Source organism: Aquabacter spiritensis (assembly GCF_004346185.1).
Taxonomy (GTDB): domain Bacteria; phylum Pseudomonadota; class Alphaproteobacteria; order Rhizobiales; family Xanthobacteraceae; genus Aquabacter; species Aquabacter spiritensis.
The window spans coordinates 283088-298788 of record NZ_SMAI01000005.1 but is presented as its reverse complement, the minus strand read 5'-3'; the positions used below and the strand labels follow the sequence as shown (position 1 = coordinate 298788).

Below are 15701 nucleotides of genomic sequence, written 5' to 3'. Positions count from 1 at the left end.
TCAAGGCTGCCATTGGGAGAGGTGAAGGACTTTGGGTGTCAAAGGGTGGCCCTGCACCTTGTCGGCCAGGCGGCGGTCCGCCGTCACCAGCGGGCATTTCCTGCGATGGGCGAGGCTCAGATAGATGCAATCATAGATTGTGTGATCGTATGCGAAGGACAGTGTGATGGCGTGCTGCAGCAGCGGTTCCACGGCGATCAGCTCCTTGAAGAAGCCGGGAAGGTGGTCACAGACCCGCTGCGCACCCTCCAGGTCGATGGCTCCTTTGCGCTTCTTCTTCCAAAGGGCGTTGGCCACCTCGGTCTGAATCAGCGATGGCGCGATGAGGTCGTGACCAGACGAAGCCAATGATTCGGCGAGCGTTGTGTCTTCCTCCACGAGACCCGTCCGCAAGAAGATCACCCCATGGTGGGGATGACGAACTCCGCGCCGTCCTTCACGCCGGATGGCCAGCGCGAGGTGACGGTCTTGGTCTTGGTATAGAAGCGGATGCCGTCCGGGCCGTGCTGGTTGAGGTCGCCGAAGCCCGAGCGTTTCCAGCCGCCGAAGGTGTGGTAGGCGATCGGCACCGGGATCGGCACATTGATGCCGACCATGCCGACATTCACCTTGGAGGCGAAGTCACGGGCGGCATCGCCGTCGCGGGTGAAGATGGCGACGCCATTGCCGTATTCGTGCTCGGTGGGGAGCCGCAGCGCCTCCTTGTAATCCTTGGCCCGCACCACGGAGAGGACCGGGCCGAAGATCTCTTCCTTGTAGATGCGCATGTCGGGCGTCACATGGTCGAACAGGCAGCCGCCCATATAGAAGCCGTTCTCATAGCCCTGGAGCTTGAAGCCGCGCCCGTCGACCACCAGCTTCGCGCCTTCCTTGACGCCGATATCCACATAATCGGTGACGCGCGCGAGCGCCTCGCGGGTGACGAGGGGGCCGAAATCGGCGGTGACGTCGGTGGAGGGGCCGATCTTCAGGCCCTCGACGCGGGGGATCAGCTTTTCCATCAGCCTTTCCGCCGCCGCTTCGCCCACGGGCACGGCGACGGAAATCGCCATGCAGCGCTCGCCGGCCGAGCCGTAGCCGGCGCCGATCAGCGCATCGACGGCCTGGTCCATGTCGGCGTCGGGCATGACGATCATGTGGTTCTTGGCCCCGCCGAAGCCCTGGCAGCGCTTCCCCGTCGCCGCCGCCCGCGCATAGATGTATTGGGCGATGGCGGAGGAGCCGACGAAGCCGACGGCCTGGATGTCGGGATCGTCGAGAATGCCGTCGACCGCGACCTTGTCGCCGTTCACCACATTGAGGATGCCCGCCGGCAGGCCGGCTTCCATCATCAGTTCGGCGAGCCGCATGGGCACGCCGGGATCGCGCTCGGACGGTTTCAGGATGAAGGCATTGCCGCAGGCGATGGCCGGACCGAACTTCCACATCGGGATCATGGCCGGGAAATTGAACGGGGTGATCCCCGCCACCACGCCGAGCGGCTGGCGCATCGAATAGACGTCGATGCCCGGGCCCGCGCCGTCGGTGAACTCGCCCTTCAGGAGGTGCGGCACGCCGCAGGCGAATTCGATGACTTCGAGACCGCGCTGGATGTCCCCTTTGGCGTCGGGAATGGTCTTGCCGTGCTCGCGGGCGAGAAGCTCGGCGAGCGCGTCATAGTCGCGCTGGACCAATTCGAGGAACTTCATCATCACGCGGGCGCGCCGCTGCGGATTGGTCGCGGCCCAGGCCGGTTGTGCGGCAGCGGCATTCTCGATCGCGGCCCGCACCTCCTCCGAGGAGGCGAGGGCGACACGCGCCACCACTTCGCCGGTCATAGGCTGGAAGACGTCGGAATGCCGGCCGGACGTGCCGGGCACGTGCTTGCCGCCGATGAAATGGCCGATCTCGCGCATTGTGGCGTCTCCCTGAGGGCGTTTCGGTTGATTTTCCGTTGGCCGGCACAATGGCCTATGGTTTTCTGCACATCCAGATCAATTCTTGCACGGTGAGTGTGCGTAAATCTCCATGACGGCGACGGATTTCGAATGGTCCGATTTGCGCTTCTTCCTTGCCGTCGCGCGGGCGGGGAAGCTCACGCTGGCCGCGCGCCAGCTCGGCGTCGAGCATTCCACCGTCGGCCGCCGCATCGGCGCGCTGGAGCGCATGCTCGGGGCGAAGCTGTTCGACCGTCAGCCGGGCGGCTATGTGCTCACCGCGCCGGGAGAGCGGCTGCTCGTCTCGGCGGAAGCGATGGAGACGCTGGCCTCGGCGGCGCGCCAGGAGATCGGTGGGGCCGATCTCGGCGCGGCGGGCACCGTGCGGATCGGCGCGCCCGATGGGTTCGGGACCTTCTTTCTCGCGCCGCGCATGGGGCGCCTCGCGGCGCAGCATCCGGCCCTCGAGGTGCAATTCCTCGCCATGCCCCGCCTGTTCAACCTAACCAAGCGCGAGGCCGACATTGCGATCTCGCTGAGCCGTCCGAACCAGGGTCGGCTCCATGCCAAGAAATTGACGGACTACCGTCTCGGCCTTTATGCCGCGCCGTCCTATCTCGCCGCGCACGGGCCGGTCGAAAACAGGGCGACGCTGGCGCGCCACACCTTCATCTCCTATGTCGACGAACTGCTCTATGCGCCGGAGCTCGATTATCTGCCCTTGGTCTCCAAGGATCTGCGCCCGCGCGTAAAGAGCTCCAGCCTGGTGGCGCAGTTCATGGCGGCGCGCGCCGGCGCCGGGCTGGCGATCCTGCCCTGCTTCATGGCCGATGCCGAACCCGGCCTGGCCCCGGTTCTCGCCGGCGAGGTCGAATTGACGCGCACCTTCTGGCTCATCACCCATGCCGACACGCGCACGCTCGCACGGGTGCGCGTGGCGGCGGACTTCATCGCACAAGAGGCGCAAGAGGCGCGGAGCGTGCTTCTTCCGGCGAGGTGACGCCCGGCCAGGCCGCCATTGCGGTACGGGCGATCGCTTCGAGTTCGGCCCGGCTCGCCCCGTCGCGCGCCTGGATCGACATGCCCTGCTGCACGCAGGTGTAAAAGCGCGCCAGGCTTTCGGCGTCGACGGATGCGGGCAGTTCGCCCTCCGCGATGGCCCGTGCGATGCGGGCGGCCACGAGAGCCAGCCCGTCGCTGCGTGCCTTCTGCACCAAAGCGCCGAGGCGGCCTTCGCCTTCCTGTCCGACATTCGAGAGCGTGACCATGCAGCCGGCCGGCTTCGCGCCACCGGGAAGGGCGGCGGCGGACGCCATCAGCATGTCCGCGATGGCCGCCCGCGCGGTCGGGATCTCATCGAGCCGTCCCCAGATGAGCGGGGTCGCGCGCTCGGCATAGAAAGCGAGGGCGGACTGATAAAGCGCCTCCTTGCTGCCGAAGGCGGCGTACAGGCTCGGGGCATTGATGCCCATCGCGCCGCACAATTCGGTCAGCGACGTCGCGGTGTAGCCTTTCAGCCAGAACAGCTCCATCGCGGCGCCTAGCGCGGCCTCGCGATCGAAGGCCCGAGGTCGTCCGCGTGGCGCCATGGAAGCCGACATCCCGAATTATGTATCGAATCCTAAATTAATCTCTTGACGCGGATCTGTAAACAAAATTATGTATCGATCATTAAGTAAATCAGACCTGGAGCGTGTCATGGAGACGAACGGTAAATCGGCCTTGGCCGGAAAGCGCGCGCTTGTCACCGGCGCGAGCCGGGGAATAGGGGCGGCGGTTGCGAAGACCCTGGCGGCAGCCGGCGCGGATGTCGCGATCACCTATGAGCGTTCCGCCGACCGCGCCGCGGATGTGGTGCGCGCCATCGAGGGGCTGGGGCGCAAGGGGCTGGCCATCAAGGCCGACAGCGCAGACGCCGCCGCCGCCCGCGAAGCGGTGCAGCAGGCCGCCAAAGCCTTTGGCGGCCTCGATATTCTCGTGAACAATGCCGGCGTCGCGCGGGGCGGCCCGCTCGAGGCGATGAGTCTTGAGGACATCGATGCCGTCCTCAACGTCAACATCAGAGGCGTCGTTCTGACGACGCAGGCGGCCATCCCTCTGCTGTCGGAGGGCGGCCGCATCATCAATATGGGCAGTTGCCTCGCCGAGCGCGTGACCATGCCCGGCATCAGCATCTATGCCATGAGCAAGTCGGCCATGATCGCGCTGACCAAGGGGCTCGCGCGCGATCTCGCGCCCCGGAACATCACCGTGAACGTGGTGCATCCCGGTCCCACCGACACCGACATGAATCCGGCGGACGGTCCAATGAAGGATGCGATGCTGGCCGGCATGGCGCGGCAAGAATTCGGCACCGCGCAGGACATCGCGGACATGGTCGCCTTCCTCGCAGGACCCTCGGGCCGGCAGATTACCGGCGCCGGCTTCACCGTGGACGGTGGTCTCAACGCCTGAGACGCCCGACGGCCGGGATCAGGCGGGTGGCGCGCAACTTGACGCGGCGCGCCACCCCGCTTATACGAGCGCCTTCCCGACACGACGGGTGGTTGACGAAGGGCCGTCTCCGGCTCCGCACGGCGTCGCCCGCGAGACACAAATCTGAAGGACTTCTGCCATGTCCCGGCGGTGCGACCTGACCGGCAAGGCGGTTATGAGTGGCCATCTCGTGAGCCATTCCAACCGCAAGACCAAGCGCCGGTTTCTCCCGAACCTGTGCAATGTCACGCTGCAGAGCGAGATGTTGAACAAGTCCGTGAAGCTGCGCATCAGCGCCAATGCGCTGAAGAGCGTCGACCATCGCGGCGGCCTCGATGCCTTCCTGAAGAAGGCCCGCGAGGAAGAGCTGTCGCCGGTCGCGCGCGATCTGAAGCGCCAGATTGCGAAGGCCGTTGCCGCCGCCGCCGAGGCCGCTCCGGCCGCGTGACGCCGTGGCATCGCCACAGCTTCTTCTGAAATCCGAACCGCGGGCGTTCGCGCTCGCGGTTTTCTGCATGTGCGCCACGGTGCTCGCGGCCAATATTTTGGTCCAGTACCCGTTTGCGCCGTTCGGCCTTGCCGATTACCTCACCTGGGGCGCCTTCACCTATCCGTTCACCTTCCTGGTGAACGACCTGACCAATCGGCGTCTCGGGCCCGCGCGCACCCGCCGGGTGGTCTATGCCGGCTTTGCCCTGGCGGTTGTCCTTTCGGCAATTTTTGCCTCGCCGCGCATCGCTCTGGCCTCGGGTTCGGCCTTTCTCGCCGCGCAATTGCTCGACGTCGCAGTGTTCAGCCGGCTGCGCCAGCGGGCGTGGTGGATGCCGCCTCTGGCGTCCGGCTTCGTGTCGAGCGCCCTCGACACCGTTCTCTTCTTCTCGCTCGCTTTTGCCGGCACCGGCCTGCCCTGGCGCAGCTGGGCGCTCTGCGATTATGCGGTGAAGGTGCTGATGGTGGGGGTGTTTCTCGGCCCGTACCGATTCCTCATCGCCCGCATGCCGGTCTGGCAGCCGGCCGCCCGCGCCTGATCAGCCGCGCGCCCGCAAGTCGCGGCGGATGACCTTGCCGGTGGAGGTGAGGGGGAGCTGGTCGAGATAGGCGAATTCCCGCGGATATTCGTAGCCGGCAAGCCTTGTCCGCACCAGAGCCTGAATCTCCGCCTCGATCTCCGGCGACGGCGTGACGCCCGGCTTCAGAACCAGGAACGCCTTGACGATCTCGGTGCGCACGGCGTCCGGCTTCCCGATCACCGCCGCGAGCGCCACGGAAGGGTGGCGCAGGATGACGTCTTCGATCTCGGTCGGGCCGATGCGATAGCCGGCCGAGGTGATGATGTCGTCGTCGCGGCCTTGAAAGTGGATGTAGCCGTCCTCGTCCTTGCTGGCGACATCGCCGGTCAGCATGTAGCCGCCTGCGAATTTTTCCGCCGTCGCCTCCGGTCGATTCCAATAGCCGAGGAACATGACCGGGTCCGGCGCTCGCACGGCGATCTGGCCCATTTCGCCCGGGGCGCAGGCGCTGCCGTCCGGACGGAGGATGGCGACCTCGTGCCCGGGCACGGTCTTGCCCGTCGCTCCGGCCCGCGAGACGCCCAATGCCGCGCTGGAGCCGATGACGTAATTGCATTCGGTCTGGCCGTAGAATTCGTTGACCGGCACACCGAGCGCCTCGCGGCCCCAGGCGAAGGTTTCCGCGCCGAGCGCCTCGCCCGCGGAGCCGACGGTCCGCAGATCGAAGCCGAAACGTTCGCGCGGCCGGGCGACGGACCGCATCATTTTCAAGGCGGTCGGCGGGATGAAGACGTTGCGGACCTGTGCTGCGGCCAGCAGCGCGAAGGCGGCTTCCGGGTCGAACTTGCCCGGGGGCTGGACCACCACCGGAACGCCATGGGCCAAAGCCGGGAGCACGGTATTCAGGAGGCCCCCCGCCCAGGCCCAGTCGGAGGGGGTCCACATGCGGTCGCCGGGATGCGGCGGAAAATCGTGGGTGAAGCTCTGCCCCGCGACATGGGCGAGCAGCACGCGGTGGCCGTGAAGGGCGCCCTTGGGGCGTCCCGTGGTTCCGGACGTGTAGATCATCAAGGCGGGATCGTCCGGGCCGCTCGACACCGGCAGCGGGGCGGCGCTGCCTTCCGCGACCAGGCCGGCGAAACTTTCGATGCCGCCGGCGGCGCCGTCGAGACACACGATCAGCGAAAGACCGTGTTCCGGCAGCAGCTTAGCGATCCCGGCAGCGTCTGTGATCAGGGCTTTGGCGCCGGAATCGGCGAGCCGGTAGGCGATGGCCTCGGTCCCGAACACCGCGGCCAGCGGCACCGCGACGGCGTTCAGCTTGTAGATTGCGAGATGGGCGACCAGGATCTCGGGCGATTGCGGCGCCAGCAGCGCCACCCGGTCTCCGGCGGAAATGCCGCGGGTCGCGAGCGAGGCGGCGAGCCGGTTCGAGGCGCGGGCCAGGCCGCCATACGGGATCGGACGGGGCCGACCGTCCTGCATGACGAACAAAGCGGGGCGGTCAGGGTCCCGTGCGGCCCAGGCGTCGCAGGCATGAACCGCCATGTTGTAGCGGGCCGGGATCTGCCAGCGGAACTGGGCACGGGCCTGTTGATACGCGGACCTCTCCAGCAATTCCCTCATCCTGCTTAAGGCTTAGGCAGGATGCACCGTAAACGCGCTGATGCAGCGCGTCCAACTTTTTGTGCAGTGCACGGGTGCCGGCTATTTTTCCGGCTGGGCGAGCACCAGGGCCCAATAGACCTTGTATTTGGACTTCGGCGCAAAGGCCGTCGCAATCCCCATCCGGGTCACGCCCGGGGTCAGCATGTTCTTGTTATGCGGGGGAGAATCCCGCCAGCCGGAGAACGCCTCGGCGAGCGTCCGGTAGCCGGCGCCGACATTCTCGACGGCGATCTTGGGGTCGAAGCCGGAGGCCTTCATGCGCGCGACGAAGGTGCGGCCGCCGACCTCGTGGGACAGGGTGTCGGCGGCGGCCATGGCATTCGCCTGGTCCTGCGCGACGCGAGACAAAGCGGGGTCCACGGCGAGCTGGGAGAGGCCACGGGTGGACCGATAGGCGTTCAGGATCGACGCGGCGGCATCGGGATCGACCGGCTGGCCGCTTTTGCCGAGGTCGTCGTAGAAGGCCGGCTTGGTCTCCACATTGGCGGTTCCGCAGGCGGCGAGCGCGAAGGCGAGAAGGAGGAGGAGGGGGGCAGAGCGCATGGCAGCCTCGAGGAACGCAAGGGAGGCCATCAGAGGCCCGGCGGGTTGAGGAAGGGTTAGCACGGGGTGCGGCACGGCGCTGCGCACCGCGCGCGGACCGGCCGTAACGATCGCGTAACGGGGCCCGTTCCGGCCCGAACACGGCGCGAAACACCGCATCCCGGCCCCGAATTACGGTGCCGCCCGAAAATGCGCCGGCGGACGCCTATCCGATCCCCGCAGACCCCCCCGCAGACCCTTCCGCTGCGCCCTGCGCCGATCCGTCGGGCGGCGGGGGACGCGGCACGAGGTCGCTCGGCGCGCGGGCCAGCGACGCCCAGGGCTGGCAGGCGATGCCGACCCCGGCCTTGCGGAAGCGGGTCAGGATCGAGACGTGCAGGTCGCTCTTCACGGTCAGGCCGTAATCCACGTTCGCCACCACGCAGCGCAGCTCGAACCCCATTCCGCCCTCGAGGAGCTTCGAGAGGAAGACCCGGGGCGGCGGGCTCTGGAGCACCTGGGGATGATCGCAGGCGCATCCCACCAGGATGTCCCGCACCTCGTCCACGTCCGCGTCATAGGTGGTGTTGATGGCGACGATGACGCGGCCGGTGGTGTTGGAATGGGTGAAGTTCTTGACCATCCCGGTGATCAGATCGGAATTCGGCACGATCACCGTGGAGCGCTCGAAGGTCTCGATCTCGGTCGAGCGCACGCTGATGCGCCGGACATAGCCCTCCTCGCCCTTGACGTTGATCGTGTCGCCGACCCGGATCGGCCGCTCGGCCAGAAGGATCAGGCCGGACACGAAGTTCGAGACGATCGACTGGAGGCCGAAGCCGATGCCGACCGACAGCGCGCCGGCCACAAGCGCGACGTTTTCGAGATTGAGGCCGACCTCGCTCATCGCCACCGCGATGACGATGATCATCCCGACATAGCCGACCACGGTGGAGATCGAGGTCTGGAGGCTCGGCTCCAGGTCGGTGCGGGGCAGCAGCTTGCCGGAGATCCAGCGCTGCAGCGACCGGGCGAGAAAGATGCCGATCAGCAGCAGAAGAAGGGCATAGACCACATTCCACAGCGTGATCGTGGTGTTGCCGATCCGGATCCCGAACGTGGCGCGCTCGACGGTGTCGAGGATGTCGGCGGTCGACGTGCCCCAGCTTCCCGCCACCAGGAGCGCCGCCGAGGCGAGCAGAGCGAGCTTCAGCAGAGCGGCGATCACGACGCCGATCAGGTCCAGCCGGTTCGGCCGCAGGCCCAGCGTCTTGGAGACGATCTTGGCGTGGTGGGTATCGGGCCGCAGCCCGGCAAAGAAGGCGTCGACCAGCGCGTTGAGCAGATAGAGCCCGGCCAGCACCGTGGTGACCACGAGGATCCGCGCGGCGACGAAGGCGGCGAGGCTGACATAGCCGGCGGCGAGCGCGACGATGATGCCGCCCAGGACCAGCCAGATCACCAGCCGCAGCGGCTGCAGCAGACGCAGGGTGCCGCTCGGCCCGTCGGTCTGGCTGTCCTCGTCCTCGTCGCTCGCCGAGCGCGCGAGCACGATCAGGCTGCGGGCGACGAAGCCGCCGATGAACAGCGCCATGATCGCGCTGGTCGCCACGGTGAGCGCGACCGGGCTGAACAGAGCCCGGTGCATGGTGTTGAGGAAGGCGGCGATGGCGAGGCTGAGGACTGTCCAGGTATAATAGCGGTAGCCGATCACGGCGGCGCGGTCGGAGATGACCGGCAGGCGGCGCCACGGCTCGTTCGGGGCCAGCATCGCACGGCCCACCGCGTGGCCGACGCCGAGAATGAAGGTGGCGACCAGGGCGCCTTGCAGCACCTCCGCCGCCCGCGGCGGCACGAGGCCGAAGGCGGTGAGGAAAAGATAGCCGCTGAGCACCGCGAGCGGTGCGATGAGCGCGTCCAGGACGGCGATTTTCAAGGCTTCCAGCGCGCAGCGCAGCCGGCCATAGCTCGCCCCGTCCGGCGGCGGCGGCGACCGCAGGCGGCGGCGCAGAATCCAGCCGGCGCCGTAGACCAGCGCCCCCACGGCGAGGGAGCCGAGGCCGACCGACCACAGCACCCAGGCGGCATGGCGCTGGGCGGCGAAGGCGAGCCAGTCGGTGGCGAGATAGCGCAATGCGCGCAGCTCGATCTTGAACGCGGCGGCGGCGGCGGTCCACAGATCGGGATCGAGCACGCTGTAGGACCGGTCGAGCACCTGGTCGGCGAACAGAGCGCGCCGCCGCCCGGCGATCTCGTCCGAGATGTGGTTGGCGCGGCCCACGAGGGCGACATATTGCTTCACCAGGCCTTCGATCTGGGCGATCTGGCCGGTGATCTGCGCGCGGACCGCGGCCGGCGCGGCCTCTTCCGGCGGGGCGCCGGCGGCGGGGACGGGTCCGAGTTCCTGGAGCCGCACCTTGGCCGAGGCCAAACGCGGGGCCAGTTCGTCGATTCGCTGCTGGAGTTCGCGGCGGACCGGCTCCAGGCGTCCTTTCAGATCGTCGAGATCGTTGCCGCGCAGGCCCTGGACCGAAAGCGAGCCTTCCAGGCTGTTCAGCGCCGAGCGCGTCGCCTCGATCCGCTCGCGGGACGCCTGGATCGGGTCCAGCGCCGCGGCCGGGGCATCTTGTGCCGCGGCGCCCGAGACGAGCGCGCTGCCGTTCCAGCCGCCGCCAAGAACGAGCAGCATCAGGAGCAGGAGCAGAGCCCGGCGGACGGACGCGAGCGAACGGACCATGGCACCCCTCCGGAGGCGGCGTCGCGCGGCCGGGGGCCCGCCGGTTCGGCGCCGCCACGGACCCTGTCGGCCGACGGTTTCCATCCTTCGCGAAAGCGAACTAAAAGGTCGCAAGACGAAGCGGAAGCCTAACTCCATGAGCATGCCCCCATCCGTCAAGAGCGAACCCCTTCCCGAGGGCACCGATGCCGTGGAATTGGCCCGGGCGCTCCTCAAAATCCCCTCGGTCACGCCGGATTCGGCCGAAGCGGTCGACTTCGTCGCCGCCGTTCTGGCCGCCGCCGGCTTCCGGATCGACCGCTTTTCGAGCGCCAGCGCCGGACCGCCGATCGCGAATCTCTACGCACAGATCGGCGAGAGCGGGCCGAATCTCTGCTTCGCCGGCCATGTCGACGTGGTGCCGCCGGGCGATCCGGCGCTCTGGACGCACGGGCCGTTCTCCGGCGCGTGCACGGACGGCCTGCTGTTCGGCCGCGGCGCGGTCGACATGAAGGGCGGCGTCGCCGCCGCGATCGCCGCCGCGCTGCAATTCTGGCAGGCCGGGCCACCGGCGCGCGGCAGCATCTCCTTTCTCGTCACCGGCGACGAGGAAGGCCCCGCGCTGGACGGCACGGTGAAGGTGGTCGAGCGGCTCAAGGCCCAGGGCACCCGCATCGACCATTGCGTGCTGGGCGAGCCGACCAATCCCGGCGCGCTCGGCGACATGGTGAAGATCGGCCGGCGCGGCAGCCTGTCCGGCACGGTGACGGTGCGGGGCAAGCAGGGCCATGCCGCCTATCCCGAACTCGCCGACAATCCGGTGCCGCGCCTGATCCGCCTGCTGAACGGTCTGATCGAAGCGCCGCTCGATCACGGGTCGGACCATTTTCCGCCGTCGAACCTCGAAATCGTCTCGGTCGATGTCGGCAATCCGGTGTTCAACGTCATTCCCGCCGAGGCGCGGGCGAAATTCAACGTGCGCTTCAACGACCGGTTCAGCCTCCCGACCATGCAGGCGGAGATCCTGCGCCGCCTGACCGCGGTGGCCGCGCCGGCGAGCTTCGACCTCGCCTTCCAGCCCGGCCCGAGCGAGAGCTTCGTCACCGCGCCGGGGCCGTTCGTCGACCTCGTCCGCGGCGCCGTCGAGACTGTGACCGGCCGGAGCCCCGCTCTGTCCACCACCGGCGGCACGTCGGACGCCCGCTTCATCAAGGATCTGTGCCCGGTGGTGGAGTTCGGCCTGGTGGGGCGCACCATGCACGGCGTGAACGAAGCGACCGCGGTGGACGATCTGGAGCGGCTGACGGAAATCTACCGCCTCATCCTCGATCGCTATTTCGCCAATCCCCCGGTTTGACGGAGCCCTCATGACCCCTGGTGCGGAAACCCTCGGCACGCTCGATGTCAATGGCCGCGCGATCGCCGTGCGGGCGATCCCCGGGCAAAGGCCGGGCGTGGTCTGGCTCGGCGGCTTCAAGTCGGACATGGCCGGCAGCAAGGCCGAGGCCCTGGCCCATTGGGCGACGCGGCGCGGCCAGGCCTTCGTCCGCTTCGATTATTCCGGGCATGGCGAATCCGGCGGACGCTTCGAAGACGGCACGATCTCCGCCTGGCTCGAAGACGCCTGCGCCGTTTTCGACCGCGCGACCGAAGGCCCGCAGATTCTGGTCGGATCCTCGATGGGCGGCTGGATCGCGCTCCTGCTCGCCCGGGCTCTGGCGCAGCGGGCGTCGGCGCAGGGCGCCGCGCCGCGCATCGCCGGCATGGTGCTGATCGCCCCCGCCCCCGATTTCACCGAGACGCTGATGTGGGCGCGCTTCGCGCCCGAGGTCCAGGACCAGATCACGGCGACCGGCCGCTATGCCCGGCCCTCGGACTACAGCGCCGAGCCCTATGTCATCACGCGCGCGCTGATCGAGGACGGGCGGCGCCATCTGCTGCTCGGCACGCCGTTCGCGGTCGGCTGCCCGGTCCGCATTCTCCAGGGCGCGCGCGATACGGACGTGCCGTGGCAGCATGCGATGAAGCTGGTGTCCTGCCTCGCCGAGGACGATGTCGTGTTCAGCCTGGTGAAGGACGGCGACCACCGCCTGTCGCGGCCGGAGGATCTCGACCGGCTGATCGCGACGCTCGAAGGGCTGTTGTGACTTGACGCCGGCCGGCCGCGCCGCGACCCTCGGCGGCGTGACGGATATTCTGTTCTACCATCTGGAGCGCCGGCCGCTCGAAGACGCGCTGCCGGTCCTGCTCGAAAAGAGCCTCGAACGGGGATGGCGCTGCGTGATCCAATGCGGCTCGCCGGAGCGCCGCGACGCGCTCGACGCGCATCTGTGGACCTATAGCGACGCCGCCTTCCTGCCGCACGGCACCGATGCGCAGCCGCGGCCGGAGCGCCAGCCGATCCTCATCACCGCCACCGACGCGAACCCGAACCGGGCGACGGTGCGCTTCATGGTCGACGGGGCGACCCTGGCGGAGCCGGGCGCCTATGACCGCGTCGTCCATATGTTCGACGGCCGCGACGCCGAGGCGGTCGCCGCCGCCCGCGAGACCTGGAAGGCGGCGCGGGCCGCCGGCCATGCGCTCACTTATTGGCAGCAGGACGAGGGCGGCCGGTGGGTCAAGAAGGCGTGAGCCGGATGACGCGCGGGCGCACGCACGGCGTGGCGGTGACGCGCCATGTCGAGGCGCTGCTGACCGTCGAGACGCCGGGCGAAGGCTTTACCGATCTGACCCGCGAGGTCGCCGCCTTCCTGGCCGAGGCCGGCGCGGACACCGGCATGGCGCATCTGTTCTGCCGGCATACCTCGGCCGCTCTGGTGATCCAGGAAAATGCCGATCCCGACGTGCGCACCGATCTGCTGACCGCATTGCGGGGGCTGGCGCCGGAAGGGTCCGGCTGGGTCCATGATCTGGAGGGGCCCGACGACATGCCGGCCCATGTGCGCACCATGCTCACCGACAGCGCGCTCGCCATCCCGGTGCGCGCGGGACGCCTGCGGCTCGGCACCTGGCAGGCGATCTATCTCGTGGAGCACCGCACGCGCCCGCATCAACGCGAGGTCGTCCTGTGCTATTGCGGAAGCGGCGCGCGCTGAGCCTCCCGCTTGCCACCTCGCGGGGCGGGGCGGACAATGAACGTGGACGATTCGTCGCGGCGGGGCCGGCGGATGTCCGATGCGGGAGAGCGTTCGTGGCTGATGGGACTGCAAATGTCGTCCGGCTTCTGATCGCCGATGACCACCCGCTGTTTCGCGGCGCGCTGCGCGAGGCCGTAAGCGCGCTCTATCCCGCCAGCGAGATCGTCGAGGTCGGAACCTTCGACGAAGTCCACGCGCTGCTGGAGCAGGAGGCGGATTTCGACCTCGTTTTGCTCGATCTGACCATGCCCGGCGCGCGGGGCTTTTCCGGCCTGCTCTTTCTGCGTGCCCAATACGGCGCTCTGCCCGTCGTGGTGGTCTCCGGCAACGAGGAGCCGGCGGTGATCCGCCGCTGCCTCGATCTCGGCGCCTCCGGCTTCATTCCCAAGACCCTTCCGGTCGCCGGCATGCGCGAGGCGGTGGCCGCCGTCCTGGCCGGCGGAACCTGGGTGCCTTCCGACGTCAATCTCGCGGGCAAGGGCGATGCCGAGACCGATGCGGTGATCGCCCGCCTCGCCACCCTGACGCCGCAGCAGGTGCGGGTTCTGATGATGCTGTCGGAAGGCCGCCTCAACAAGCAGATCGCCTATGAATTGTCGGTCTCCGAGGCGACGGTGAAGGCGCACGTCTCCGCCATCCTCCAGAAGCTCGGCGTCGAGAGCCGCACCCAGGCGGTGATCGCGGTCTCCAAGGTCGAGACCGGCCTGTGGACCAATTCGCAGGCATGAGCGGGATCGGCGTGCAGGAAGGGACCGGATGAGCGAACGGCTTTCGGAGCGCGGGCCGCGCGCGCCGGCATGGGAGGCGCTGACCGTCTATCTGCGCCCCAGCGTGCTGGTGGTGATCCTGCTCGGCTTCTCGTCGGGGCTGCCGCTGGCCCTGACCGGCACGACCCTATCGGTCTGGATGACCGAATCGGGGGTCAATCTCGGCACGATCGGCCTGTTCGCGCTGGTCGGCCTGCCCTACACGCTGAAATTCCTGTGGGCGCCGGTGGTCGACGCGATCGACGTGCCGGTTCTGTCGCGCTGGCTCGGCCGGCGCCGCGGCTGGCTGCTCGCCACCCAGATCGCGCTCGTTGCCGCGATCCTGTTCCTCGGCTTCCAGGATCCGGCCCGCGCGCCGGTCGTGGTGGCGCTGGGCGCGGTGCTGCTCGCCGCCGTCTCGGCGACGCAGGACATCGTGGTCGACGCCTTCCGCGTCGAGCGGCTCGACACGTCCGAGCAGGCGGCGGGCATGGCCGGCTATGTCGCGGCCTACCGGATCGGCATGCTGGCCTCCGGGGCCGGCGTCATCGCCATCGTCGCCGGGATCGAGGCTCTGGGCGTCGACCGCGCGGCGGCCTGGACCTGGGGCTATCTCGCCGCCGCCGGCTTCATGCTGGTGGGCATGACGGCGACCTTGGCCGCGCGCGAGCCGGAGGCGCCGCCGCGCCGCGACGGCGCGGGGGAGGGCGCCCTCGTCCGGGTCTTCAAGACCGCCTATGGCGCGTTCGCGGAATTCCTCTCCCGCCGGGAGGCCGTGACGGTTCTGCTGTTCGTGCTGCTCTACAAATTCAGCGACGCCTTCGCCGGGGTGCTGACCGCGCCGTTCGTGATCGCGCTCGGCTTCGACAAGGCGACCTATGCGGCGATCGTGAAGGGCGTCGGCCTCGCCGCCGCCTTGGCCGGCGGCTTCGCTGGGGGCGCGCTCGCCCGCGCGCTGCCGCTCGTCACCTGCCTGTGGATCGGCGGCATCCTCCAAATGACCTCGAACCTCGCCTTTTCCGCGCAGGCGATGGTCGGCGTCAACGTGCCCTTTCTGACCGGCGCGATCATCGTCGAGAATTTCTGCGGCGCGATCGGCACCGTGGTGTTCGTCGCCTATCTCTCCGCTTTGTGCGGCGCGCGGGCGCACACCGCGACGCAATATGCGCTGCTCACCGCCTTGACCGCGGTCGGGCGCACCGTGCTCGCTTCCGGCGGGGGATTCCTGGCCGAAGAGACCGGCTGGGCGATCTTCTTCGCCATCACCGCGCTCGCCGGCATTCCCGGGCTGCTGATCCTCTTCTATCTCCAGGCCCGGCGCCATTTCGTCGGGCTGTAGAGCCGACGCGCCGCGCTACGGGGCGGCCATCGTCGTCTTGTTACAGAAATGGGCCAGGAATGGGGGGCGCGCGATCGGCGCGCGCGGCGCGTGATCGGCGCCGCCGATCCCGAAGCCCGTGCACCGCGGCCTCTCCGGGTCGGCGCGCCGGCCGCCGGGTTGGCGCGTG

General features: G+C 68.6%; 16 protein-coding genes. 10 read left to right on the top strand and 6 right to left on the bottom strand.

Annotated features, from left to right (window positions below; translation table 11 throughout):
- A complete protein-coding gene (locus EDC64_RS10885; protein WP_132031306.1) occupies positions 1 to 378 on the bottom strand; it encodes a type II toxin-antitoxin system VapC family toxin in 378 nt (125 codons plus the stop codon).
- 20 nt (positions 379 to 398) lie between these two features.
- Positions 399 to 1895: a CoA-acylating methylmalonate-semialdehyde dehydrogenase gene (locus EDC64_RS10880; RefSeq protein WP_132031305.1), complete on the bottom strand. Its 1497-nt coding sequence runs from the start codon at positions 1893 to 1895 to the stop codon at positions 399 to 401.
- Positions 1896 to 2007: 112 nt separating this feature from the next.
- Here EDC64_RS10880 and EDC64_RS10875 point away from each other — a divergent pair, with 112 nt between their 5' ends.
- Positions 2008 to 2916, top strand: coding sequence for a LysR family transcriptional regulator (locus EDC64_RS10875; RefSeq protein ID WP_132031304.1), 909 nt, complete (start codon positions 2008 to 2010; stop codon positions 2914 to 2916).
- On the opposite strand, the gene EDC64_RS10870 is transcribed toward EDC64_RS10875, so the two are convergent.
- Complete coding sequence (locus EDC64_RS10870) at positions 2864 to 3505, bottom strand: TetR/AcrR family transcriptional regulator (protein WP_132031303.1); 642 nt, start codon at positions 3503 to 3505, stop codon at positions 2864 to 2866. The genes EDC64_RS10875 and EDC64_RS10870 overlap by 53 nt on opposite strands.
- A gap of 109 nt (positions 3506 to 3614) precedes the next feature.
- Here EDC64_RS10870 and EDC64_RS10865 point away from each other — a divergent pair, with 109 nt between their 5' ends.
- From EDC64_RS10865 to EDC64_RS10855, 3 genes are all read left to right on the top strand, one after another.
- Positions 3615 to 4370 (top strand): SDR family oxidoreductase, encoded by a 756-nt coding sequence (locus EDC64_RS10865; RefSeq protein ID WP_132031302.1) that lies wholly within the window; start codon positions 3615 to 3617, stop codon positions 4368 to 4370.
- Positions 4371 to 4530: 160 nt separating this feature from the next.
- Complete coding sequence (rpmB, locus tag EDC64_RS10860; protein ID WP_132031301.1) at positions 4531 to 4839, top strand: 50S ribosomal protein L28; 309 nt, start codon at positions 4531 to 4533, stop codon at positions 4837 to 4839.
- 67 nt (positions 4840 to 4906) lie between these two features.
- Positions 4907 to 5419, top strand: a complete 513-nt coding sequence (locus EDC64_RS10855) for a queuosine precursor transporter (protein ID WP_132031300.1) — start codon at positions 4907 to 4909, stop codon at positions 5417 to 5419.
- Here the strand turns inward: EDC64_RS10855 and EDC64_RS10850 are convergent, their stop codons facing one another.
- The 3 genes from EDC64_RS10850 to EDC64_RS10840 all read right to left on the bottom strand — a co-directional run bounded on the left by EDC64_RS10850 (position 5420) and on the right by EDC64_RS10840 (position 10328).
- Positions 5420 to 7027: an AMP-binding protein gene (locus tag EDC64_RS10850; RefSeq protein WP_132031299.1), complete on the bottom strand. Its 1608-nt coding sequence runs from the start codon at positions 7025 to 7027 to the stop codon at positions 5420 to 5422. It abuts the gene before it with no gap.
- Positions 7028 to 7108: 81 nt separating this feature from the next.
- Positions 7109 to 7612: a CAP domain-containing protein gene (locus EDC64_RS10845; protein WP_132031298.1), complete on the bottom strand. Its 504-nt coding sequence runs from the start codon at positions 7610 to 7612 to the stop codon at positions 7109 to 7111.
- 205 nt (positions 7613 to 7817) lie between these two features.
- The gene (locus EDC64_RS10840; protein WP_132031297.1) at positions 7818 to 10328 is read right to left on the bottom strand and encodes a DUF3772 domain-containing protein; all 2511 of its coding nucleotides are present in this window, start codon (positions 10326 to 10328) and stop codon (positions 7818 to 7820) included.
- Between the two features lie 142 nt (positions 10329 to 10470).
- Between EDC64_RS10840 and dapE the strand changes: the two genes are divergently transcribed.
- The 6 genes from dapE to EDC64_RS10810 all read left to right on the top strand — a co-directional run bounded on the left by dapE (position 10471) and on the right by EDC64_RS10810 (position 15532).
- Entirely contained in the window at positions 10471 to 11664 is a 1194-nt protein-coding gene (dapE, locus tag EDC64_RS10835) for a succinyl-diaminopimelate desuccinylase (RefSeq protein WP_132031352.1), read from the top strand.
- Between the two features lie 10 nt (positions 11665 to 11674).
- On the top strand, positions 11675 to 12454 hold the full coding sequence (locus tag EDC64_RS10830) for an alpha/beta hydrolase (protein ID WP_132031296.1): 780 nt from the start codon (positions 11675 to 11677) through the stop codon (positions 12452 to 12454).
- A gap of 37 nt (positions 12455 to 12491) precedes the next feature.
- Complete coding sequence (locus tag EDC64_RS10825) at positions 12492 to 12941, top strand: DNA polymerase III subunit chi (protein ID WP_132031351.1); 450 nt, start codon at positions 12492 to 12494, stop codon at positions 12939 to 12941.
- A 5-nt stretch (positions 12942 to 12946) separates the two neighbouring features.
- Positions 12947 to 13405, top strand: a complete 459-nt coding sequence (locus EDC64_RS10820) for a secondary thiamine-phosphate synthase enzyme YjbQ (protein WP_132031295.1) — start codon at positions 12947 to 12949, stop codon at positions 13403 to 13405.
- Positions 13406 to 13500: 95 nt separating this feature from the next.
- Positions 13501 to 14175 carry a response regulator transcription factor gene (locus EDC64_RS10815; RefSeq protein WP_132031294.1) on the top strand — a complete coding sequence of 225 codons (675 nt, stop codon included), beginning with the start codon at positions 13501 to 13503 and terminating at the stop codon, positions 14173 to 14175.
- A 28-nt stretch (positions 14176 to 14203) separates the two neighbouring features.
- Positions 14204 to 15532 carry an AmpG family muropeptide MFS transporter gene (locus EDC64_RS10810; protein WP_132031293.1) on the top strand — a complete coding sequence of 443 codons (1329 nt, stop codon included), beginning with the start codon at positions 14204 to 14206 and terminating at the stop codon, positions 15530 to 15532.
- Positions 15533 to 15701: the final 169 nt, after the last annotated feature.